The sequence below is a fragment of the Streptococcus mitis genome (assembly GCF_023110375.1).
Taxonomy (GTDB): Bacteria; Bacillota; Bacilli; order Lactobacillales; family Streptococcaceae; genus Streptococcus; species Streptococcus mitis_CI.
The window spans coordinates 16,618-38,037 of the sequence record NZ_JALDVV010000006.1 but is presented as its reverse complement, the minus strand read 5'-3'; the positions used below and the strand labels follow the sequence as shown (position 1 = coordinate 38,037).

General features: G+C 43.0%; 20 protein-coding genes, 1 riboswitch and 2 other annotated features. Of the genes, 5 read left to right on the top strand and 15 right to left on the bottom strand.

The window, feature by feature from the left end; genetic code table 11:
* Positions 1-9 precede the first annotated feature (9 nt).
* From M1G12_RS05540 to M1G12_RS05500, 9 genes are all read right to left on the bottom strand, one after another.
* A complete protein-coding gene (locus M1G12_RS05540; protein ID WP_049516388.1) occupies positions 10-576 on the bottom strand; it encodes an aminodeoxychorismate/anthranilate synthase component II in 567 nt (188 codons plus the stop codon).
* Positions 573-1,934 (bottom strand): anthranilate synthase component I, encoded by a 1,362-nt coding sequence (gene trpE / locus M1G12_RS05535; protein WP_247949529.1) that lies wholly within the window; start codon positions 1,932-1,934, stop codon positions 573-575. The genes M1G12_RS05540 and trpE overlap by 4 nt, the downstream gene beginning before the upstream one ends.
* A gap of 376 nt (positions 1,935-2,310) precedes the next feature.
* Positions 2,311-2,536 (bottom strand) — a binding site (T-box leader).
* Complete coding sequence (trpB, locus tag M1G12_RS05530; RefSeq protein WP_023946054.1) at positions 2,533-3,711, bottom strand: tryptophan synthase subunit beta; 1,179 nt, start codon at positions 3,709-3,711, stop codon at positions 2,533-2,535. It overlaps the preceding feature by 4 nt.
* A gap of 66 nt (positions 3,712-3,777) precedes the next feature.
* Positions 3,778-4,008: a binding site (T-box leader), on the bottom strand.
* A gap of 34 nt (positions 4,009-4,042) precedes the next feature.
* Positions 4,043-5,272 carry a DegT/DnrJ/EryC1/StrS family aminotransferase gene (locus tag M1G12_RS05525; protein WP_247949528.1) on the bottom strand — a complete coding sequence of 410 codons (1,230 nt, stop codon included), beginning with the start codon at positions 5,270-5,272 and terminating at the stop codon, positions 4,043-4,045.
* Between the two features lie 42 nt (positions 5,273-5,314).
* Positions 5,315-6,007 carry a sugar transferase gene (locus tag M1G12_RS05520; protein ID WP_023946050.1) on the bottom strand — a complete coding sequence of 231 codons (693 nt, stop codon included), beginning with the start codon at positions 6,005-6,007 and terminating at the stop codon, positions 5,315-5,317.
* A gap of 183 nt (positions 6,008-6,190) precedes the next feature.
* On the bottom strand, positions 6,191-7,933 hold the full coding sequence (locus tag M1G12_RS05515; RefSeq protein ID WP_247949527.1) for an ABC transporter ATP-binding protein: 1,743 nt from the start codon (positions 7,931-7,933) through the stop codon (positions 6,191-6,193).
* Positions 7,923-9,668, bottom strand: coding sequence for an ABC transporter ATP-binding protein (locus M1G12_RS05510; RefSeq protein WP_247949526.1), 1,746 nt, complete (start codon positions 9,666-9,668; stop codon positions 7,923-7,925). The genes M1G12_RS05515 and M1G12_RS05510 overlap by 11 nt, the downstream gene beginning before the upstream one ends.
* Before the next feature lie 205 nt (positions 9,669-9,873).
* Positions 9,874-10,509 carry a DUF421 domain-containing protein gene (locus tag M1G12_RS05505; RefSeq protein WP_247949525.1) on the bottom strand — a complete coding sequence of 212 codons (636 nt, stop codon included), beginning with the start codon at positions 10,507-10,509 and terminating at the stop codon, positions 9,874-9,876.
* Positions 10,506-10,961, bottom strand: a complete 456-nt coding sequence (locus M1G12_RS05500) for a DUF3290 family protein (protein ID WP_000675329.1) — start codon at positions 10,959-10,961, stop codon at positions 10,506-10,508. The genes M1G12_RS05505 and M1G12_RS05500 overlap by 4 nt, the downstream gene beginning before the upstream one ends.
* 133 nt (positions 10,962-11,094) lie before the next feature.
* On the opposite strand from M1G12_RS05500, the gene M1G12_RS05495 reads away from it, so the two are divergent.
* The 4 genes from M1G12_RS05495 (at position 11,095) to M1G12_RS05480 (ending at position 14,817) form a co-directional block, all read left to right on the top strand.
* A complete protein-coding gene (locus M1G12_RS05495) occupies positions 11,095-11,922 on the top strand; it encodes an exodeoxyribonuclease III (protein ID WP_247949524.1) in 828 nt (275 codons plus the stop codon).
* Between the two features lie 11 nt (positions 11,923-11,933).
* A complete protein-coding gene (locus M1G12_RS05490; RefSeq protein WP_049502476.1) occupies positions 11,934-12,320 on the top strand; it encodes a bleomycin resistance protein in 387 nt (128 codons plus the stop codon).
* A gap of 231 nt (positions 12,321-12,551) precedes the next feature.
* A riboswitch (purine riboswitch) is annotated at positions 12,552-12,647 on the top strand.
* Between the two features lie 326 nt (positions 12,648-12,973).
* Positions 12,974-13,555: a xanthine phosphoribosyltransferase gene (locus tag M1G12_RS05485; RefSeq protein ID WP_000770412.1), complete on the top strand. Its 582-nt coding sequence runs from the start codon at positions 12,974-12,976 to the stop codon at positions 13,553-13,555.
* Positions 13,555-14,817, top strand: a complete 1,263-nt coding sequence (locus M1G12_RS05480; protein ID WP_049523878.1) for a nucleobase:cation symporter-2 family protein — start codon at positions 13,555-13,557, stop codon at positions 14,815-14,817. The genes M1G12_RS05485 and M1G12_RS05480 overlap by 1 nt, the downstream gene beginning before the upstream one ends.
* A 32-nt stretch (positions 14,818-14,849) precedes the next feature.
* Here M1G12_RS05480 and M1G12_RS05475 read toward each other — a convergent pair whose 3' ends face one another.
* From M1G12_RS05475 to M1G12_RS05460, 4 genes are all read right to left on the bottom strand, one after another.
* Positions 14,850-15,254 carry a PaaI family thioesterase gene (locus tag M1G12_RS05475; RefSeq protein ID WP_000651224.1) on the bottom strand — a complete coding sequence of 135 codons (405 nt, stop codon included), beginning with the start codon at positions 15,252-15,254 and terminating at the stop codon, positions 14,850-14,852.
* A gap of 69 nt (positions 15,255-15,323) precedes the next feature.
* Complete coding sequence (locus M1G12_RS05470) at positions 15,324-16,811, bottom strand: UDP-glucose--hexose-1-phosphate uridylyltransferase (protein WP_247949523.1); 1,488 nt, start codon at positions 16,809-16,811, stop codon at positions 15,324-15,326.
* Positions 16,808-17,467, bottom strand: coding sequence for an HAD family hydrolase (locus M1G12_RS05465; protein ID WP_247949522.1), 660 nt, complete (start codon positions 17,465-17,467; stop codon positions 16,808-16,810). Before M1G12_RS05465 ends, M1G12_RS05470 begins: the two co-directional genes overlap by 4 nt.
* An 11-nt stretch (positions 17,468-17,478) precedes the next feature.
* Positions 17,479-18,657, bottom strand: coding sequence for a galactokinase (locus M1G12_RS05460; RefSeq protein ID WP_049516405.1), 1,179 nt, complete (start codon positions 18,655-18,657; stop codon positions 17,479-17,481).
* Between the two features lie 163 nt (positions 18,658-18,820).
* Between M1G12_RS05460 and galR the strand changes: the two genes are divergently transcribed.
* Positions 18,821-19,822 carry a DNA-binding transcriptional regulator GalR gene (gene galR, locus M1G12_RS05455; protein ID WP_024057355.1) on the top strand — a complete coding sequence of 334 codons (1,002 nt, stop codon included), beginning with the start codon at positions 18,821-18,823 and terminating at the stop codon, positions 19,820-19,822.
* 67 nt (positions 19,823-19,889) lie between these two features.
* On the opposite strand, the gene M1G12_RS05450 is transcribed toward galR, so the two are convergent.
* Both M1G12_RS05450 and nmlR read right to left on the bottom strand, forming a co-directional pair.
* Complete coding sequence (locus M1G12_RS05450) at positions 19,890-20,927, bottom strand: zinc-binding dehydrogenase (protein WP_049516409.1); 1,038 nt, start codon at positions 20,925-20,927, stop codon at positions 19,890-19,892.
* Positions 20,928-21,281, bottom strand: coding sequence for a stress response transcriptional regulator NmlR (gene nmlR / locus M1G12_RS05445; protein ID WP_247949521.1), 354 nt, complete (start codon positions 21,279-21,281; stop codon positions 20,928-20,930).
* Positions 21,282-21,420: the final 139 nt, after the last annotated feature.

The window sequence follows — 21,420 nt, the reverse complement described above, 5'->3', positions numbered from 1 at the left end:
CTAGTTTCCTCACTTTACAACCTTCTCGATAAAATTCCGAATAGAAGACAAGCCGTCTGGCGTTCCAATGCTCTCTGGATGGTACTGGAAGCCATAAATTGGTAGATTTTTGTGTTGAATTCCCATAATGGCATGGTCATCAGTTGAACGAGCTGTCACTTCAAAGTCTTCTGGCATTTCTTCAATCAAAATACTGTGATAACGCATGACTGCACGGCCATCCTCGATGCCTTGATACAAAACAGATGGCGTTTCAAAGCTGATATTGCTCTGTTTCCCATGCATAACTTTTGGAGCCAAACCTAACTTACCACCAAAGACTTCTGCAATGGCTTGGTGACCCAAACAAATCCCTAAAATCGGCTTCTTACCTGCAAAATCACGAATCATGTCTTCCATCTTACCAGCATCAACTGGCCAACCAGGACCAGGAGAAAAGACCAGACCATCTGCTTTTTCAGCTTCTTCATACAGCTTGGGATCATCATTTCTCAAAACCTGAACTTCTGCAAAATTCCCAATGTACTGCGCCAAGTTATAGGTAAAAGAATCATAGTTGTCAATCAATAAAATCATGATCTTAGTTCTCCAATTCTAGTCATAGATTTAGCTTTGTTAATGGTTTCTTGGTATTCGTTTTGGGCGATGGAGTCGTAGACAATCCCTGCTCCAGCCTGAACATAGGCTGTTTGATTTTTGAGAATCATAGTTCGGATGGCAATGGCAAAATCCATATCACCCGTCGCAGACAAGTAGCCGATTGCTCCTGCGTATACGCCCCGTTTTTCCGTTTCCAGTTCATAGATGCGTCTCATCGCTCGAATCTTTGGTGCTCCTGAAACTGTTCCAGCAGGAAGTGTTGCTTTCAAGGCATCCATGGCAGTGAGTTCTGGAAGCAAACGTCCCTTGACCACACTGGTCAAATGCATAACATAGCGGAAGAGCTCCACTTCCATATACTTGGTGACTTGGACACTGGCCGTTTCAGAGATGCGACCAATATCATTACGACCCAAGTCTACTAACATTCGATGCTCTGCTGTTTCCTTCTCATCCGAAAGCAGGTCTGTCGCCAAAGCCTTGTCTTCTTCATCCGTAGCGCCTCTTGGTCGTGTCCCTGCAATCGGATTGGTTGTCACGATGCCATTTTTAACTGAAACTAAACTTTCTGGACTGGCACCGATGATTTGATAATCACCAAAATCATAGAAATAAAGGTAATTAGAAGGATTAGTCACGCGGAGATTTCTATAGAAGTCAAATGGATTTCCAGTAACTTCTGCTGAGAAGCGCTGACTGAGTACACATTGGAACATATCCCCGTTACGAATCAAGTCACGAGCTGTTTCCACCATTTCCTCAAACTTCTGAGGAGCAATATGGGGTTTGAAGTCTAACGGAGATAGATCCAAGTCTTCAAATTCATTTGGAGCAGGAATGCGTAATTCCTCAAGCACTTGATTCAAGGCTTTTTCCAAGTCTTCTTGACTACGCTCGCTGTAAAGAGCATCCTCGATGATATGGATTTTTTCCTTCTTGTGGTCAAAGACCATGTAACTCTCATAGACGAAGAAATGCATGTCTGGCGTTCCAATTGTATCTTGAGGGATTTGACCAATTTCTTCATAAAGCGAAATCATATCGTAACCAACAAAACCAATGGCTCCCCCACCAAAAGGTAGGTCTGAATGGTGCTGGCTCTTATGAGTCACTTCATAAAGGAAATCCAAGGGATCCTGATCAATCACTTGACCATTTTGATAGAGAACTCCATTTTCAAACTTAATCTCAAAAACTGGATTATAAGCTAGGATAGAAAAACGAGCTGTTTCCTTGTCTCTCGGAATACTCTCTAAAATAACCTTGTGTTGCCCCTTTAGGCGCATATAAGCCAAGATTGGTGATAAAACATCTCCATGAATGATTCGTTCCATTGTAATTTCCCTTTCAGTTTCTTATTTTTAATTTTTTATCTTTTTCTATTTCCCTTAAATAGTGCGGACGTGAGGTAAAATTATCCAGTGGATGATTTTAGAAATCCATGAAATGAAAGACCTAATTTTTGAGCTCCTCGCTCATTCATTTCTAGGCTCAGGCTAAAATAGTTCCCCGAACTATTTTACTCTCAAAAATTCCGTTCTAGAGAAGCATCTTTGCTTCTCTAGAATACCACTATGGCGGGAAATAGCGGTTTAATGCTCACTTCGTTCGCAAATATTTTATAGAAATTTATCTAGTGATGAAGCATAATTTAAAACTGATAGCCATATCTACGATAAATATATAAAAAACCCCACGCAAAATAACTTGCGTGAGGACGAAATTCGCGGTGCCACCTCAATTATAGGATTTCTCCTATCTCTCATTCCTGTCTCAGAAACCTCCTGTAACAGGTTGTGCGATAAAGGGCACTCCCTTGAGAATTATGTTTTCTTCTCTTGTCTCAGATGGACCCAACCTTACAGCTTTCTCTGCTTGTTTCCAGCAAACACAAGCTCTCTGTGAGAGAAAAGACTGTAATTTTTCCATCTTTTATTTTTTAGCTTCTAGGTAGTCTGCAATCGCAGCTACGTCCTTGTCTCCACGACCAGAGACATTGATGATGATAATGTCGTCTTTACTTAGTTTCGGTGCACGTTTAACTGCTTCTGCGATGGCATGCGAACTTTCAATCGCTGGGATAATTCCTTCTGTCTTGCTGAGGAGGAGCAAGGCTTGAACAGCTTCTTCGTCTGTCGCAGCGACATATTCCACGCGACCTGAATCTTTAAAGTAAGCGTGTTCTGGGCCAACCCCTGGATAGTCCAAACCAGCTGAGATAGAGTAAACTGGAGCCAGCTCTCCATCTTCCTTAAAGACTGCATAGGTCTTCATACCGTCGACAATTCCGATACTACCTTTTGTCATAGTAGCTGCGTGCTTGTCTGTATCAAGTCCATGACCAGCAGCTTCGACCCCAACCAATTTGACTTCTTCATCAGCCACATACTGCGAAAAAGCACCGATAGCATTGGAACCACCACCTACACAGGCAATAACGTAATCTGGCAAGCGTCCTTCTTTTTCTAAGATTTGACGACGAGATTCTTCACTGATGATCTTTTGGAATTCATGAACAATTGTAGGATAAGGATGAGGGCCTACAGCAGATCCCAAAACGTAGAAGGCTTCAAGATCATTCATCCATGCTCCAAAGGCTGCATCAACTGCATCCTTAAGGGTACGAGTTCCAGTTTCAACTGCGTGAACAGTTGCTCCCATCATCTCCATCCGGAAGACATTGAGACGTTGACGCTCCACATCCTCTGCCCCCATGTAGACATCACAGGCCATACCAAACTTGGCTGCAGCTGCTGCTGTCGCAACACCATGTTGACCAGCTCCTGTTTCTGCGATCACTCGTTTTTTACCCATACGTTTGGCAAGAAGTATTTGTCCTAAAACGTTGTTGAGCTTGTGAGAACCAAGGTGGTTAAGGTCTTCACGTTTGAGATAAATCTTAGCTCCACCTAGGTGCTCTGTCAAACTTTCCGCAAAATAGAGCGGTGTTTCGCGACCTGAATAGTCCTTCAAGTAATGACGAAATTCTGCCAAAAACTCTGGATCATCCTTGTACTTATCAAATGTCACTTCCAACTCATCCAACAAAGCCTGAATCGGCTCCGGTACAAAACTACCACCAAATTGTCCAAAATAACCTTTAGTTGTCATAAAAATTTCCTCTTTCTGTATTGGTTCCAAGATATGAAAAAAGCCCACACACAGAATCTACTTCTGCGTGAGGGCGTTGGTAACGCGGTGCCACCTCAATTATAAAGGGACTATCCCCTTTACATCTCTACCTTGTCTAACAACAAGTTGCACTGTAAGGTGTGCGCACCGAACTTTCATTGTTTCAAATTCATTTTTAAAATCAGCCCACTTTCACTACTTCCAACCACCTGTTCACAATCACCACAGGCTCCCTGAAGATCAAAAATAATTACTTTTCTGATTTATTGAACTTATTTTAATACTTTGTTTTTTCTTTGTCAAGACTTTTTTACAATTTTTTTGATAAAGCTAGCACTTTTTCAGAAACTGTTTTGAAAGTCTCAATGATATAGTCTACTTCTTCATCGCTTAATTTAGTGTGAAGAGGGAGCGTAATTTCATTTTCAAAGAAGGCATAGGCTCTTGGATAATCTGCCATATCAAAGCCAAGATTCTTATAGGCTGTCAAGAGAGGAAGTGGTTTGTAGTGGACATTACTTGCAATTCCTGCTTTGGCCAATTCTTGGATGATAAGATTGCGTTCTTCTAGGCTCGCTCCTTCTACATGGGTGATGTAGAGGTGACGACTTGACTCAACAGTTTCCGTCTTATGTGCCAATGGATGGATGCGAGAACCTGCAAAACCACGATCATAGCGGTCCACAATGTCCTTACGACGTTGCAACAAACCAGAGTAGCGGTCCAATTGTACCAAACCAAGGGAAGCCATGATATCTGTCATATTGCACTTGTAGGCTGGTGTCACGATATCGTATTCCCATGAACCCAGTTGCATCTTGGCTAGGGCATCTTTTGTTTGACCATGAAGGGAAAGGATTTGGAATTCCTTGTACATCTCTTCATCGTCAATCGCTGGATTGGCTTTCCAAGTGGCACTTCCACCTTCTGCCGTTGTAAAGTTCTTAACGGCGTGGAATGAGAAGGAAGTAAAGTCAGCGATAGAACCAGCCGGTTGACCCTTGTAAGTTGATCCCAAAGCGTGGGCACTATCAGAGACAATCACAATACGGTTAAAGGCTTTTTGCCACTTGCTTGAAGCAGTAAAGAGGTCACGTTTCTTTTCCACAACTTGGAACAAACGGTCATAGTCGCAAACAATCCCTGCGAGCTCTACTGGGATGATCACCTTTGTCTTTTCAGTGATAGCTTGCTCCAGCAAGTCATAGTCCATCTCAAACGTATCTGCTTGAATATCCACCATGACAGGGGTCGCTCCTACGTGAGTGATGACACTACATGAAGCTGTATAAGTCATAGCTGGAACGATGACTTCATCTCCAGGACCCACTTCCAAAACACGCAAAATCAACTCAAGAGCGGCAGTTGCAGAGTTAAGACAGACAGTCTTGGGCGTCTGTGTATATTGAGACAAGCGACGCTCCAGTTCTTTGGTCTTAGGACCTGTTGTAATCCAACCAGAACGCAGGGTATCCGCTACTTCAGCAATTTCTGCTTCCGTAATATCGGGTGGTGAAAATGGAATATTGTAATTTAGCATTGATTTGCTCCTTTTATCTGTACTCATTTTCTCATGACTACTTTATTTTAGTACTTCAAACACGGTTTGAAACATGATTTTGATGTCTCCAAGGAAACTAAACTCTCGGAGATAGGTGAGGTTATAGCGCATCTTTTCAGGAAGGACGTGTTCGACATAGGCTTGGTCAACCGACAGACCTTTCTCCGTCATTTGACTGATGATAGTGTCCTCATCCTTATAGTTGATGCTGGCTGGAGAGGTAATCCCTGCTGGCAAAAGCAAGGTTGCCATCATTTCAGGGCTATACTGCTCTGTGTAGCGTGGCACTTCAGGTCGTGTACCGACAAAGGACATTTCGCCTTTAAGAACATTGACCAACTGAGGCAGTTCGTCCAAACGGACACGGCGGATAAAATTGCCAACCTTGGTAATGCGGTTATCGTTAGCAGAAGTCACCAGACTCCCTTTTTTATCCGCATCCGTCACCATGGTACGGAACTTCCAAATCTTGAAAGGTCGATTGTACTGGGTCACGCGCTCTTGCTTGTAAATCACCGGCCCCTTACTATCCAACTTGATCCAAATGCTCAAGATGAGAAAGATGGGAGAGGTCAGAACCAGTACAACCAAGGCCAAAACCCAGTCCAAGCAACGCTTGAAAATCAGCGAACCCTTCCTTTTAGAGACAAGCTGGTAGTAAGACTCAACCTCGCTTGATTTCATTTCCACGGGCAAGTCTTCCCATTTCAGCATGCTGTTTCTCCTTTGTTTTTATTATACTATTTGTCAACATTTTTCATTATACCACAAAATGGAAAAGGCGGTGAAAGAAATCTGTAATTTGAAGGATTTCCTTCTGATACTCAATAAAAATCAAAGTACAGCTTTTAGGTTGCAGATAAAGCTGACCTGGCTTGAATAGATTTTCAAAGAGTATTAAGACATGGCACCTGCCTGCAAGCTATACATTTTGTGATAGGTTCCTCCCAGAGCCAAGAGTTCCTCATGGGTTCCACTCTCGATAATGCGCCCCTTGTCCAAAACATAGATACAGTTGGCGTCTTGGATGGTCGAAAGGCGGTGAGCGATGGCAATGGTTGTCCGCCCCTGTCTCATCTTAGCCAGAGAAGCTTGAACCAGACTTTCTGTTTCAGAGTCAATATTGGCTGTCGCTTCATCCAAAATCAGGATTTTAGGCTGACTGGCGACTGTTCTAGCAAAAGCAAGAAGCTGACGCTGTCCAGTTGAAAAACTCGAACCACGCTCGGAAACAGGTGCATCATATCCCTGAGGAAGTTCCTGAATAAAGGAATCTGCATCCACGAAAGTTGCCGCAGCCTGAACCTGCTCATCACTGATTTCTTGGTACATGGCGATATTGGACTTAATGGTCCCGTGATAGAGGAAGGGATCCTGCAAGACCAGACCGATGTTTTTTCTCAACTCTTCCTGACTGTAGTTCCTGATATCCACATCATCCAAGAGAACTCTCCCTGATTGAAATTCATAAAAACGCATGAGGACATTAATAATCGAAGATTTCCCAGAACCTGTATGCCCTACAAAAGCTATAGTTTCACCCTTATTAACAGAGAAAGAAATGTCATCCAGAATCGGATGTTTTCCATCATAAGAGAAACATACATGTTCAAAACGGATATTGCCTTCTTTGACTTTAGACTGCCCATCTTTCTGAAGAGGTTCATAGGTCCTCTCGTCTATCAGGGCAAAGACACGACCTGCAGAAACCATAGAAGTTTGAAGGGTTGAAAAGTTTTGCGTCACCTCAATCAAGGGGTCAAAGAGACGATTGATATACTGGATAAATGCATACATAGTCCCGGCCGTTATTCCCAGATAAAGTCCACGATAGCCAAAATAGGCCATTAAAACTGCATATCCTAGGAGTTTCAGCAAACTCATGGCAGGGCGCAAAAAGAGGGCATCCAAGGCTACAGAACGGTTGGCATAGACCAAGTGTTCTCGGTTGATCTCATCAAATTCCGCCTGCAGGCGCTTCTCTTGATTAAAGGCCTGGATTATTCTGATTCCCTCGATATTTTCTGCTAGCTTACTATTGATATCAGACAAGAGACTTCTGGTTTTCTCGATAATCTTGACAGATTTTTTTCGATAGAGATTGACCAAAAGGAAAATCAAGGGGAGAAAGAGCAGGACTAAAGCCGTCAAACGAAAATCCAGCACCAACATGGTATAAAGAGTTGTCAGAAAGATGAAAACTGCTGAGATAAAGCTAGATAAAATCCCCGAAAACATATCACTGATCGTCTCGGTGTCATTTGTCAAACGAGAGACGATAGATCCTGCTGGCGTCTTGTCAAAATAAGACATACCCAGCTTTTCCATATTATCAAAGGCATCGCGACGAATATCCCTAACAATACTGTAAGACACGCGCGCAAAGAGAAGATTGCCGACATACTGAACTACAGTTTGCAGGATATATAGACCATAGTAGGCCAGCAAAACGGTCACAGCAATTTGGTTAAGATTACTCAGATACTGGTCGATAAAGTGGGAAGCCACAAGGGGAATGATACTTTTAATGACCGTCGTCGCTAGGAGAAAACTGAGTGCCAAAAAGGTAAGGAGTCCATAGGGCTTGAGATAAGACATCAAGCGCTTCAATACAACCCATTGTTCTTGTTTATTCTGCATCTTCTTCTCCTTTCATTTCTAACTGCTGAGACTGGTAGGTTTGGGCATACCAGCCATCCATAGCTAGCAAGTCTTCGTGCCTGCCTCGTTCGATAATTTGACCATTTTGCAGAACCAAGATTAGATCTGCATGGACAACTGCACTCAGGCGATGAGCCGTTATGATAGTGGTCTTGTCCTTCCGCGTCTCCTTGAGATTGTCGATAATCGCATACTCCGTCTTGGCATCCACGGCTGACAAGGAATCATCTAAAATCAAGATGTCAGGGTCTAAAATCATCGCCCGACTCATAGCCAGACGCTGCTTTTGACCACCAGAAAGACTGACTCCCTTTTCACCAATAACTGTATCAAATCCTTGAGGCATGTCAACAATATCTTGGTAAACTTGAGCTAGTTTAGTCGCTTCCTCGACCGCTGAAAGGGGCAAATTAGGATTGCCGAAGCGGATATTGTCTAAGATAGAGGTCGCAAAGAGGAACTGGTCCTGAGGGACATAGCCCATGAGACCACGAAGGTCTGTCAGACGATAATCGCGAATATCGTGACCGTTTAGATAAATGGCTCCCTCATCCACATCGTACTCACGCAAGAGAAGCTTAATCAAGGACGTTTTTCCAGAGCCTGTCTGACCAACCAAGCCCAGGGTTTGCCCTTTTCCCAAACTAAAGTGAACATTTGTCAGTGTTTCCTCATTTTCAAAGGCAAAGCTATCAATGGCATACTGCAAGCGCCCGTTTTCAATGCCATCTAAAGGAAACTCAGGGTCTTGTACAGGTGATTCCTGAGACAAAAGATCCTCAATCCGTTGGTAAGAAACCTTCCCTCGCTGAGTGATATTAAAGAGGAAGCCAATGGCCATAAGAGGCCAGACCAGCATATCCAAATAGCTGATAAAGGTAACTAGATTCCCAACTGTAATCTGCCCTTTCTGAACCATCAAGGAGCCGACCAAGAGCGTTAAAACATAGGAGGAACCAACAAATAAAAGAACCATGGGGTCAAAGAGACTATCGTATTTCATGGTTTGGAGGTTCTTTTGGAAGGTCAATTCATTGACTGCCTGAAAGGACTTCAACTCGTCCGCCTGGTAACCGAAAGACTTGGTCACTTTAATACCTGATACAGACTCCTGTACCTTGTTATTGAGTTCGGAAAAGGCAGCTTGGGATTCGCCAAAGGCCTTGTGGGTCTTTCTCCCTAGACGACTGGTCGCATAAGCCATGAAAGGCAGGGGCAAAATGGCAACTAAGGTCATTTGCCATGAGATGCTAAAAAGCATGGTTAGCAAGGTCACTAAAGCTGTGATGGAGGCATCCACCGCAGACATAACACCGCCGCCTGCCAGACGGGTTAAGGCATTGATATCATTTGTAGCGTGTGCCATCAGGTCTCCCGTTCGATAGGTCTGATAAAAGGCTGGAGACATTTTTGTGAAATGCTCAAATAAGCGAGACCGCATAATCTGCCCCAAACGGTAGGAGGTTCCGAGGATATACATACGCCAAACATAGCGCAGATAATACATCCCAAAGGCTGCAAGGAGCAAGTAAAATAGGTCAAGAAGGAGGTCCTGCTGGGTTAATTGCCCCGATGTGATGGCATCAATGACCCGCCCCATGACCATAGGTGGAATGAGATTGAGGACGGAAACCAAGATCAAGGCCACAATCCCGACTAGATAACGGCGTTTTTCTAACTTGAAAAACCACCAGAGTTTTTGAATAATGGACATAAAATCCCTTTCTGATTGCAAATGGAAACCTGAGGCCAAGACTCAATGAAAATCAAAGAGCAAACTAGGAAACTAGCCGCAGGTTGCTCAAAGCACTGCTTTGAGGTTGTAGATAGAACTGACGAAGTCAGTAACCTACATACGGCAAGGCGACGTTGACGCAGTTTGAAGAGATTTTCGAAGAGTACAAGACCCCAGGTTTTTCTTATTCATAAGTTACGACTGAGACGACACCCTTGTCATACTCAGCGATAAAGATATTGGCTACATTGTCATGCCCTTGTTTGCTTAGGTTATCAAGCAGCCACTCTTCGCTACGGCCAATCGATTCCAAAACATCGACTTGGATCACACCGTCAGTCACAACTGGATACTTAGGATTTTCATCTCCCATTTGGACCACGATGAGTTGGCCATTTTGCTCTTGCACAGCTCGTTTAACTTGCTTCATCTGGAAAATCCCTTGGCTACGAAGTTTGAGAGCAACATCCGACGCAGACAAGCCAACTGAACGACAGGCTTCTGGGTCGATCTGCCCATTTTTGATGAGGAGAGTTGGTTTCCCATCAATCAAGCGTTTGACAAAACGAACATTATTGTTGAGCCATTTGAGGGTCAAGACCAAAATCGTCCACATCATCAAAATCACTGCGTATTGCAGAATACTAATTGAACTATTGTAAATCACCCCACCGATGATACCACCAAGAACATAGTTCTTAATTTGGTCTGTCGCAGAGTTAGGCGCTAGGTTTCCTTTTCCTGTCACATTGATCACGAAAACTAGCGAGAAGAGCCCCAAGGCCAGTTTGATTAAAATTTCCATATAATTGAGTGTCATTTGTTTACCTCCACCAATTCAATAGCGTCTGTTTGATGCAATTCTAATTTCTCTAAAAGATACTTGTCTGGTTGGCTCCCGTTCATGGCACGATAGAAATTTGAACCTACCTTGATAAGTGCTCCATCAGTGGCTGCAGAAGTATTGACATAAACTTCTGATTTATCCACTCCCAAGTCTTTGGAAACAACCTCTATGAAATGAAGGGAGGTTTGAAATTGATTGTTAGAGGCTTGATTGGTCTGGTATTTTGAAATTGTCACCAAAAGCATGGCCACCAAAGTCAAGGCCAAAATCATAACCAATTCCCGAAACTTAGTCCCCTTTTTATCACGATAAGCCTTAAAAGCAAAAAATCCTGTGATAGCTAGGAGCACAATCCCAAAGCCAATCATGATTCCATTTTGTTGACTGATTTGGCTAAGTACATAGTCATATGAGTAAAATTTCATTTATTTTCACTCCCTTTCATAAAATCATTCTTCATTATAAACGAAAGAGGGTGATTTTTCAAACCATACGTTGGGGAAATAGACCTTTTTTTGGTATAATAAAATCTATAATCTGAATGAAAAAGGTAACTTTATGAAACTCATCTCATGGAATATTGATTCCCTCAATGCTGCCCTAACTAGTGACTCAGCTCGCGCCAAATTGTCCCAAGAAGTCCTACAAACCTTGGTCGCTGAAAATGCTGATATCATCGCTATCCAAGAAACCAAACTTTCTGCCAAGGGTCCTACTAAAAAACATTTGGAAATTTTAGAAGAACTCTTCCCAGACTACGAAAACACGTGGCGCTCTTCTCAAGAGCCTGCCCGCAAAGGCTATGCTGGTACTATGTTCCTCTATAAGAAAGAACTCACACCCACTATCAGCTTCCCAGAAATCGGTGCCCCTTCTACCATGGACTTGGAAGGTCGTATCATCACTCTAGAATTTGATAAATTTTTCGTTACCCAAGTTTACACTCCAAACGCTGGCGACGGCCTCAAACGCTTGGAAGAACGTCAAGTCTGGGATGTCAAATATGCTGAATACTTGGCTCAACTAGACAAAGAAAAACCAGTCCTTGCGACTGGTGACTACAACGTAGCCCACAATGAGATCGACCTTGCAAATCCTGCTAGCAACCGCCGTTCACCAGGATTTACCGACGAGGAACGTGCTGGATTTACCAACCTTTTGGCAACTGGATTTACTGATACCTTCCGTCATGTTCACGGCGATGTCCCAGAACGTTACACTTGGTGGGCACAACGTAGCAAAACTTCTAAAATCAACAATACAGGCTGGAGAATCGACTACTGGCTCACAAGTAACCGCATCGCTGACAAGGTGACCAAGTCTGATATGATTGACTCAGGTGCTCGCCAAGACCATACACCCATTGTCATGGAGATTGAGCTCTAAGGAGAAAGCTAATGGACTATCAAGCTGTCATTCCTGAATTTGTAGTATCTGACCTCGAAAAGTCACGCCACTTCTACTGCGACTTGCTGGGATTTTCTGTCGAATACGAGCGTCCAGAGGAGAAATTTCTCTTCCTCTCGCTTGAAGACTGCCAACTTATGCTAGAAGAAGGCAGCACAGAAGAATTAGCCCAACTAACCTATCCTTTCGGGCGCGGTGTCAATATTTCCTTTGGTATTGAAGATGTCCCTCAACTCCACCAAAAACTGCTAGAAGCTGACTATCCTATCCATCGTCCCTTAACCAAAAGAAAGTTTCGTGTTGGAGATTACTATATCTATCCTCATGAGTTTGCAGTTTTGGATCCAGATGGCTATTTTTTAAGATTTAGCGAGTAGAATAATAAAGATTTGGAAAAAGTCTTTAAAGTTAAAAAGGCATATTGTCAAGTGTTTAAAAACTTGATAATATGCCTTTTATGATGGAAAAAACCTTCTAAATGTTAGCCAATAAGTTAATTTTTGCCCATTTTTATTATATTTGTTCGTTTTTTAAACCAAAACACTAACAAAATATTTGATTTCTAAAGTTATTTAGTGTAAAATAAAAACATTGGCTCAAGCCTATTTAAAATTGAATATCATTTTACTTGTTTATGTCGTGAATTGGCACGACGTTTCTACAAGGTGCCGGAACACCTAACAATAAGTAAGTCAGAAGTGAGGTATGGTCGTTTTTGCCATGCCTATTTTGGGGACTTACTTAGAGATTAAGTAGGTCCTTTTTGAATATTTTTAATATTTCCCTTAATTAGTGCGGACGGGAGCAACTTCCTTCGGAATTTCATCCCTAATTTTTGAGCCAAAAGTCTCAAAAATTCCGTCATAGACAATAACAAACTTATTGTCTATGATACCACTACAACAGGAAATATTTGATAAGACTCGCTTCGCTCGTACTAGTTTTATCAAATATATAGTACTAGCAAACTGGATCACCATAGAAACATTTAACCAACAAGTAAACTGGCTTTTAGACTTTAGGAGGTCTTATGAAATTATTAGAAGAGCGCATCCTCAAGGATGGGCATATCTTGGGTGACAACATCCTCAAGGTGGATTCCTTTTTAACCCACCAAGTTGACTTTAGCTTGATGAGAGAGATTGGTAAGGTTTTTGCGGAAAAATTTGCTTCTGCTGGCATTACCAAGGTCGTAACCATTGAAGCGTCAGGTATTGCCCCAGCCATTTTTACAGCGGAATCCTTAAACGTTCCCATGATTTTCGCCAAAAAAGCTAAGAACATCACTATGAACGAAGGAATCTTAACTGCCGAAGTTTACTCCTTTACCAAGCAGGTAACCAGCACCGTTTCTATCGCTGGCAAATTTCTCTCACCAGAGGACAAGGTCTTGATTATTGACGATTTTCTTGCTAATGGCCAAGCTGCCAAAGGCTTGATTCAAATCATCGAACAGGCTGGAGCAACAGTCGAAGCTATCGGTATTGTGATTGAAAAATCTTTCCAAGATGGCCGTGATTTGCTTGAAAAAGCAGGCTATCCTGTCCTATCACTCGCTCGTTTGGATCGTTTTGAAAATGGTCAAGTTATTTTTAAGGAGGCAGATCTCTAATGCAAACTCAAGAAAAACATTCGCAAGCAGCCGTTCTTGGCTTGCAACACTTACTAGCCATGTACTCAGGGTCCATTCTGGTTCCTATCATGATTGCGACAGCCCTTGGCTATTCGACTGAGCAGTTGACCTACCTGATTTCCACAGATATCTTCATGTGTGGTGTGGCAACCTTCCTCCAACTCCAACTCAACAAATACTTTGGGATTGGACTTCCAGTCGTTCTTGGAGTTGCCTTCCAGTCGGTAGCTCCCTTGATTATGATTGGGCAAAGCCATGGTAGTGGTGCTATGTTTGGTGCCCTTATCGCATCAGGGATTTACGTGGTTCTTGTTTCAGGCATCTTCTCAAAAGTGGCCAATCTCTTCCCATCTATCGTAACAGGATCTGTTATTACCACGATTGGTTTAACCTTGATTCCTGTTGCTATTGGAAATATGGGAAATAACGTTCCAGAACCAACTGGTCAAAGTCTCTTGCTTGCAGCTATCACTGTTCTGATTATCCTCTTGATCAACATCTTTACCAAAGGATTTATCAAGTCTATCTCTATTTTGATTGGTTTGGTTGTTGGAACTGCCATTGCTGCCAGCATGGGCTTGGTTGATTTCTCTCCTGTTGCGGCAGCACCACTTGTCCATGTTCCAACTCCACTCTACTTTGGGATGCCAACCTTTGAAATCTCATCTATTGTCATGATGTGTATCATCGCAACGGTGTCTATGGTTGAGTCGACTGGTGTTTACCTAGCCTTGTCTGATATCACGAAAGACCCAATCGACAGCACACGCCTTCGCAACGGTTACCGCGCAGAAGGCTTGGCCGTACTTCTCGGAGGAATCTTTAACACCTTCCCTTACACAGGATTTTCACAAAACGTTGGTTTGGTTAAATTATCAGGTATCAAGACTCGCCTGCCAATCTACTACGCAGCTGGTTTCCTGGTTCTCCTTGGACTCCTTCCTAAGTTTGGTGCCCTTGCCCAAATCATTCCAAGCCCTGTCCTCGGTGGTGCCATGCTGGTGATGTTTGGTTTTGTATCGATTCAAGGGATGCAAATCCTCGCTCGTGTTGACTTTGCTAACAATGAACATAACTTCCTTATCGCAGCAGTCTCAATCGCTGCAGGTGTCGGTCTAAATAACAGTAATCTCTTCATCAGCATGCCGACAGCCTTCCAAATGTTCTTCTCAAACGGAATCGTCGTAGCCAGTCTACTCGCCATTGTCCTCAATGCAGTATTAAATCATAAAAAGAAATAAGAAAAAGAGGTGTGAGCCTCTTTTTTGTTTATCTATATCCTTACCTGTCTTTCTTCTGACCTCTGGCCTGTGACAAACATGGTAAAGGTTGCTTTACAGACATTTCTGCCCTCTTGATTGGTGATATCCACATCCACCACACAGGTTGTGCGACCTTGATGGACGCATTCTCCTTTAATGGTCAACACGTCGTCAAGTTTTCCTGCCTTGAGGTAGTTGATAGAGGATTGAAGTGTCACCCCATCAAGTCCCAGCGAGATAACCACCAAACCACTAATCTGGTCACAAAGGGTGAAGAGATAGCCACCATGGGCATTGCCATAGTAGTTTAGCGACGAGTCCACTACTTTGGTCGTCACCACAACGTGACCATCTCTCATTTGTTCTATTTCGTAATTTTCAAAGGCAGATATAGCGTCAAAATGAAAATCTTTCATCGTTTCCTCCTGATATTTCAAACGACACTATGATACTACTTTTTATAGGACTGTGCAAGGAGAAAGCTCCTAGTCTGGCAAAATTCCGACCTGCTCCACAAAGCGCATAAAGGCTGCCTGTCCTTGTTCTGTCTGCTTATAGACTCCTGCATCCTCAAGTACACGCGCAAAGATAGTACCCACAGAGTCCTTGACGATTTCAAGGGCTTTTTCTTTATCTGCTAGGTCCGGATGTTGGGCTTTGAGCTGGTCTGCCCATTCCTGATGATAAGAGGCAACTGTATCCCCTTCTCCCACGAGATAGCTAGCGACTTGCTCCACTTCTTCTTTCAGGCGTGGTGGCAAAATAGCCAAGCCCATGACCTCAATCAAGCCGATATTTTCCTTCTTGATATGTTGGACATTCTTGTGGGGATGATAAATTCCATCAGGATGCTCTGGCGATGTCTGATTGTCCCGCAAGACCAAGTCCAACTCAAACTGTCCATCGCGTTTACGGGCAATCGGTGTGATGGTATGGTGTGGTGTGCCATTACTTTCTGCCAAGACTTGCACACTTGGATCTGAATACTGACGCCATTCTCGCAAAATCTTGTCAGCTAAGTTGATCAATTCCTCTTTGGAATCCGAAGTCAAACGTAGGACTGACATAGGCCACTTGACAATCCCAGCCTTGACCTGTTCAAAACCAGCAAAAGAGAAAGTCTTTTGCAAGGGAGCCAATTCCATAGGGAATATGTGACGGCCTCCCTGATAGTGGTCATGAGTTAGAATAGAGCCCCCCACAATCGGTAAGTCCGCATTTGAACCCGCAAAATAGCCCGGAAACTGCTCTACGATAGCCAGCAGACGCTCAAAACTCAGACGACTAATGACCATGGGGCGGTGCTGGCCGTCTAAGAAAATACAGTGCTCATTAAAATAAGCATAGGGCGAATACTGGAAGCCCCATTCCTGACCCGCCATTTCAAAACGGATAATACGGTGGTTGCTGCGAGCTGGGTGGTTAACCCGACCATGGTAGCCTTCGTTCTCTATACAAAGCTGACACTGGGGATAATGGCTAGCTTGCACCAACTTAGCCGCCGCAATCTCTTTCGGATCCTTTTCAGGCTTAGAGAGATTGATGGTAATCTCAAGGTCTCCATAGTCCGATGGAACACGATAAGCAATGTTTTTAGCAATGGCCTTGAGCTTGATGTAGTCATTTTTCTGGCTGAGTTGGTAAAAATCCGCTATCGCCTGCTCAGGAGATTGGGCGTAAGTTCCCCAGAAGTCACGATTAACCTGACTCGGACAAGGGGTCACCAAATTCATCAGTTCAGCACCGAGGATTTCACGCGCAGTCTGACTATCCTCAATCGTCTCTAATCGAACCGCCTCCTCAACCAGCTGGTCCTTGAGGTCAATCAATTTATCCAGATTCGTCTCAACTTCCAAAACACCATCTCCCACTCGTGCCAAGACACGATTGGTCAAGTAGATTCGATCCATTTCCTCAAATGAACTTTTAGCAATGACTTCCGTGATAAATGCATCTAGAACTCCCTGACTCATTGATTCTCCTTCTTACTTTCTAAATAGTCTCTGACAGCATCTAAATCCTGAAAAACTTGTTCTGTTTTATTTAAGAAAGACTGTGCTGGCATTTTCAAGTCTGGAATACAAATAACTGGTATCCCAGCTCTATAGGCTGCTTCAATACCTGCTTCACTATCCTCTAATACTAAGCAATTCTCTGGTAAAACATTCAAATCACTACAGGCCTTTAAAAACATATCAGGGTAAGGTTTGCTTCGCTTTACATCTTTTGCAAAAACTAGATGGTCAAATAGGGACAGTATACCATTACTATCCAAAATCATTCTAGCTCTAGATTCAACACTTGAAGTTGCTAGAGCGATTGGAATACCTTCTCTTTGCAAAAAAGCAAGCAACTTTTTAGCACCTTTTTTTAAATTTACACCTTTGGCTAATATTCGAACTTCCAGTTCATAAACTTTTTCCAAGGTTTGGTCAAAGTTCCAAGGTAAATCATAGGTATCTAAAAATCGTTGAACATTCTCCTCTTCCCTATGTGCACTGTATTCTCTAGAATATGTTTCTTCTGTGAAAGGAATTCCAAAATCTTTAAGCAATTCTTGATAAACTTTTAGAGAAATGATCTCAGTATCAGCTAATAAGCCATCTAAATCAAATATTACAGCGTCCATTTACTTCTCTCCTAGTCTAAAACGCGAGTGCCACCTGCAACTTCAGCGATATAGAAGCTTGGAGCGTAGCCAACTACTTCCTCGTAGTGTTTGCCTACAGCTTCCTTAAAAGCCTCAACAGTATCTTTTTGAACCAAGGCAATGGCACATCCACCAAAACCTGCCCCTGTCATACGAGCACCGAGAACTCCTTCTTGTGCCCAAGCTGTATGAACAAGAGTATCCAATTCCAAACCAGTTACTTCATAATCATGCTCCAGCGAAACGTGTGACGCATTCATCAAGCGACCAAATATTTCCAAATCACCTGCCTGAAGGGCTGCTTGAGCTTTGAGGGTACGTTGGTTTTCAAGAACAGCGTGACGAGCACGTTTCAAACGATTTTCATCTTTAATCAGATAGCTATATTGGTCAAAGGCCCATTCGTCCAATTCACCCAAGGTTTGAATGTCCAAAGCCACTTGTAGTTCTTCTACTGCTTTTTCACACTCAGCACGGCGTTCATTATATTTAGAATCCGCCAATTCACGGCGTTTATTGGTGTTCATGATAACAACGACATTGTCTTTCAAATCAAGTGGTACCAAATCATACTCTAAGGTGTTGGTATCTAGGTAAATAGCACGTTGGTCAGCTCCCATACCGATAGCAAACTGGTCCATAATGCCAGAGTTGACTCCGATAAAGTTGTTTTCTGTTTGTTTTCCAATTTTAACCAAATCGAGACGCTCTAATTTTAAATCAAAGAGATGCTCTGCCACGACTCCTGTCAAAAGTTCAAGGGATGCTGAAGAAGACAAACCAGCACCATTTGGGATATTCCCATAAACAAAGAAATCAAAACCTTTGTCAATCACATGACCAGCTTCTTGCAAGAAATGAAGAACCCCTTTTGGATAATTGGTCCAATTGTGCTCTTTTTCAAACTTGAGGTCAGCGAGAGGCACTTCGATAATGCCCTTGTCCTCAAAATTAGCTGAGTAGAAACGTAAAACTTGGTCGTCACGCTTACGAGCTGCACCGTAAGTTCCCAAGGAAATAGCAGCTGGAAAAACGTGCCCACCGTTGTAGTCCGTGTGTTCACCAATCAAATTGATACGACCTGGTGAAAAGAAAGTTTGGTCTGCTTCTTGACCAAAAACAGCAAGAAAGTCTTTGCGAAGAGTTTCAGCAGTAAGATGTTGTGTCATATGATTTCTCCTTTTACTGTCCGTTAAGTCACCTTAACGTGTAATCGTTTTCTTCTATTGTATCCAAGGGATTTTCCAAGGTCAATCCTTTTTACTAAAATTTTACTAAACTATCGGTAAAAAGCAGAAAAATATGATATACTAATCTAATCAAGGAGGATTTATGGCTACCTTAAAAGACATTGCACAGCTAGCCTCTGTCTCTATCGCGACCGTATCCCGTGTCCTCAATCGCGACCAGAGTCTATCTGTTACAGAAGAAACCAGACACCGTATTTTAACTGTTGCTGAAGAGCTGGGCTACACCAAGCACCTCAAGACAGGCGAGTCCCACAAACCCAAGCAAAAGATTGCCATTATCCAATGGGTCAGTGAACAAGGGGAGCTGGACGACCTCTACTACTACCAGATTCGCCTAGGCATAGAAAAAAGAGCCCAAGAGTTGGACTACGATATCTTGCGCTATTTTAATGACCATCCTTTTACCCTAAGCGAAGAAGTGATTGGGATTCTCTGCATCGGAAAATTTAGTCGAGCTCAGATTTCTGCCTTTGAAGAATACCAAAAACCTCTTGTATTTCTAGACAGCGATACTCTTTCACTGGGACACACCTGCATTATCACGGATTTTTACACTGCCATGAAACAGGTTGTCGATTATTTTCTCAGCCAAGGAATGGACCGTATCGGAATTCTAACAGGACTTGAGGAAACAACCGACCAAGAAGAAATCATTGAGGACAAGCGTCTGGAAAATTTTAAGAACTACAGTCAAACAAAAGGAATCTATCATGATGAACTGATCTTTCAAGGAAGCTTTACTGCCCAGTCTGGCTATGACTTGATGAAGGAGGCCATTCAGAACTTGGGAGACCAACTCCCACCAGCCTTTTTCGCAGCCAGCGATAGCTTAGCTATCGGCGCCCTCCGTGCCCTCCAAGAAACTGGAATCAGCCTGCCAGATCGCGTCAGCCTCATTTCTTTTAACGACACTAGTCTGACCAAGCAAGTCTATCCTCCCCTCTCCAGCATCACCGTCTATACCGAAGAAATGGGCCGAGCAGGTATGGATATTCTTAACAAGGAAGTCCTCCACGGTCGCAAAATTCCTAGCCTGACTATGCTGGGAACCAGACTGACATTGAGAGAGAGTACTCTGCCATAACTCCACAAATTAAACATGACAAAAAATCCTAATAGAGAGTCTCAAATCTCCATTAGGATTTTCTTTTTTAGTTCATCACAATCATAGACTTAATGGTCTTACGTTCATCCATATCTTTGTAGGCTTGATCAATATCTTCCAGTTTATAACTTGAAGTAAAGACGCGACCTGGATTGATATCACCATCAAGGACGGCTTTTAGTAAAAATTGCTTATCGTATGTTGTCGCAGAAGCTGCCCCACCTGCTACAGAGATATTTTGCATAAATGTCGAACCAAGAGCACGATTATTATAGTGTGGGACTCCTACAAATCCCAAACGACCTCCATTATGAAGAACACCTAGCGCCTGTTCTACAGCAGCCTCCGTACCAACACATTCAAGTGCTGCGTCCGCTCCGCCACCGAGAATTTCACGCACCCTGGCAATACCTTCTTGACCTCGCTCAGCTACAATAGCTGTCGCACCCGACTCCAGAGCCATCTTTTGGCGGTCTTCATGACGGCTCATAAGGATAATTTGTGATGCACCACGCATTTTAGCGGCGATAACAGCACATTGCCCAACAGCCCCGTCACCAATGACCACAACCTTATCCCCTTTTTGAACATTAGCAACACGCGCCGCATGATAGCCTGTCGGCATGACATCAGCAAGAGTTAATAGAGACTTAAGCATGCCTTCGCTATAATCTGAAGGTTGTCCTGGGATTTTAACCAGCGCCCAGTTTGCATAGTGGAAACGAATATATTCCGCCTGAAAATCGCCTCCCAAGTTATTACCAATATGATTGTCGCAAGAACCGTCAAAGCCAGCAAGACAGGCATCACACTCACCACATCCATGAGTAAAAGGGACAATGACAAAATCACCTGGTTTCACCGTCGTAATGGCTTCCCCAGCTTCTTCGACAATCCCAATCGCTTCGTGTCCACTATTTTTGTGTCCAGCTTTCGTTTCTGGATTACGGTACCTCCATAAATCTGAACCACAAACGCACGCACGAACCACACGAATAATCACATCATCTGCGTCTATAATTTGCGGACGTTCAATGCTAGCAAGACCAACCTGACCTGCCTTTGTATATACTGCTGATTTCATTTAAAATTTCCCTTCCTTATAAAGTCTAATTTTGGTATTTAAGCGATTTAAAGCCGTCTGTAACTGAGACAAGCGCTCCTCTAATTTTTTCTTTTCCTCTTCTAAAATACCAAGTCTTTCCTCTCTCGTTTCATCCCCCTTTTGGTAGAGCAACATATAGTCAACTAAACTGTCCACAGAGACACCTGCCGAACGAAAACACTTAATAGATTCCAGAGCTTCAATATCATGATCTTGAAAATCACGAATTCCAGTTGCAGTTCGAGTAATCGGTGGCACAAGACCAACCCGTTCATAGTACCGAATCGTATCCGCTGAAATTCCCAACAAGTCACTAGCAGATTTAATATTCATACACTAACCTCCTCTCATTCACTGAATTTAAGCTATTCTAACTCACTTATCTTATTATATAATTTTGAGTTGACTCCAAGTCAAGCATTTTGCGTCTAATCGAAAAATTTTTTATCATTATCAGTTCTCTTATTAGCAT

What these genes read in the sequence shown, in the direction of transcription:
- M1G12_RS05540 (WP_049516388.1), bottom strand. Translation starts at nt 576, where the DNA reads ATGATTTTATTGATTGACAACTATGATTCTTTTACCTATAACTTGGCG.
- trpE (WP_247949529.1), bottom strand. Translation starts at nt 1,934, where the DNA reads ATGGAACGAATCATTCATGGAGATGTTTTATCACCAATCTTGGCTTAT.
- trpB (WP_023946054.1), bottom strand. Translation starts at nt 3,711, where the DNA reads ATGACAACTAAAGGTTATTTTGGACAATTTGGTGGTAGTTTTGTACCG.
- M1G12_RS05525 (WP_247949528.1), bottom strand. Translation starts at nt 5,272, where the DNA reads ATGCTAAATTACAATATTCCATTTTCACCACCCGATATTACGGAAGCA.
- M1G12_RS05520 (WP_023946050.1), bottom strand. Translation starts at nt 6,007, where the DNA reads ATGCTGAAATGGGAAGACTTGCCCGTGGAAATGAAATCAAGCGAGGTT.
- M1G12_RS05515 (WP_247949527.1), bottom strand. Translation starts at nt 7,933, where the DNA reads ATGCAGAATAAACAAGAACAATGGGTTGTATTGAAGCGCTTGATGTCT.
- M1G12_RS05510 (WP_247949526.1), bottom strand. Translation starts at nt 9,668, where the DNA reads ATGTCCATTATTCAAAAACTCTGGTGGTTTTTCAAGTTAGAAAAACGC.
- M1G12_RS05505 (WP_247949525.1), bottom strand. Translation starts at nt 10,509, where the DNA reads ATGACACTCAATTATATGGAAATTTTAATCAAACTGGCCTTGGGGCTC.
- M1G12_RS05500 (WP_000675329.1), bottom strand. Translation starts at nt 10,961, where the DNA reads ATGAAATTTTACTCATATGACTATGTACTTAGCCAAATCAGTCAACAA.
- M1G12_RS05495 (WP_247949524.1), top strand. Translation starts at nt 11,095, where the DNA reads ATGAAACTCATCTCATGGAATATTGATTCCCTCAATGCTGCCCTAACT.
- M1G12_RS05490 (WP_049502476.1), top strand. Translation starts at nt 11,934, where the DNA reads ATGGACTATCAAGCTGTCATTCCTGAATTTGTAGTATCTGACCTCGAA.
- M1G12_RS05485 (WP_000770412.1), top strand. Translation starts at nt 12,974, where the DNA reads ATGAAATTATTAGAAGAGCGCATCCTCAAGGATGGGCATATCTTGGGT.
- M1G12_RS05480 (WP_049523878.1), top strand. Translation starts at nt 13,555, where the DNA reads ATGCAAACTCAAGAAAAACATTCGCAAGCAGCCGTTCTTGGCTTGCAA.
- M1G12_RS05475 (WP_000651224.1), bottom strand. Translation starts at nt 15,254, where the DNA reads ATGAAAGATTTTCATTTTGACGCTATATCTGCCTTTGAAAATTACGAA.
- M1G12_RS05470 (WP_247949523.1), bottom strand. Translation starts at nt 16,811, where the DNA reads ATGAGTCAGGGAGTTCTAGATGCATTTATCACGGAAGTCATTGCTAAA.
- M1G12_RS05465 (WP_247949522.1), bottom strand. Translation starts at nt 17,467, where the DNA reads ATGGACGCTGTAATATTTGATTTAGATGGCTTATTAGCTGATACTGAG.
- M1G12_RS05460 (WP_049516405.1), bottom strand. Translation starts at nt 18,657, where the DNA reads ATGACACAACATCTTACTGCTGAAACTCTTCGCAAAGACTTTCTTGCT.
- galR (WP_024057355.1), top strand. Translation starts at nt 18,821, where the DNA reads ATGGCTACCTTAAAAGACATTGCACAGCTAGCCTCTGTCTCTATCGCG.
- M1G12_RS05450 (WP_049516409.1), bottom strand. Translation starts at nt 20,927, where the DNA reads ATGAAATCAGCAGTATATACAAAGGCAGGTCAGGTTGGTCTTGCTAGC.
- nmlR (WP_247949521.1), bottom strand. Translation starts at nt 21,281, where the DNA reads ATGAATATTAAATCTGCTAGTGACTTGTTGGGAATTTCAGCGGATACG.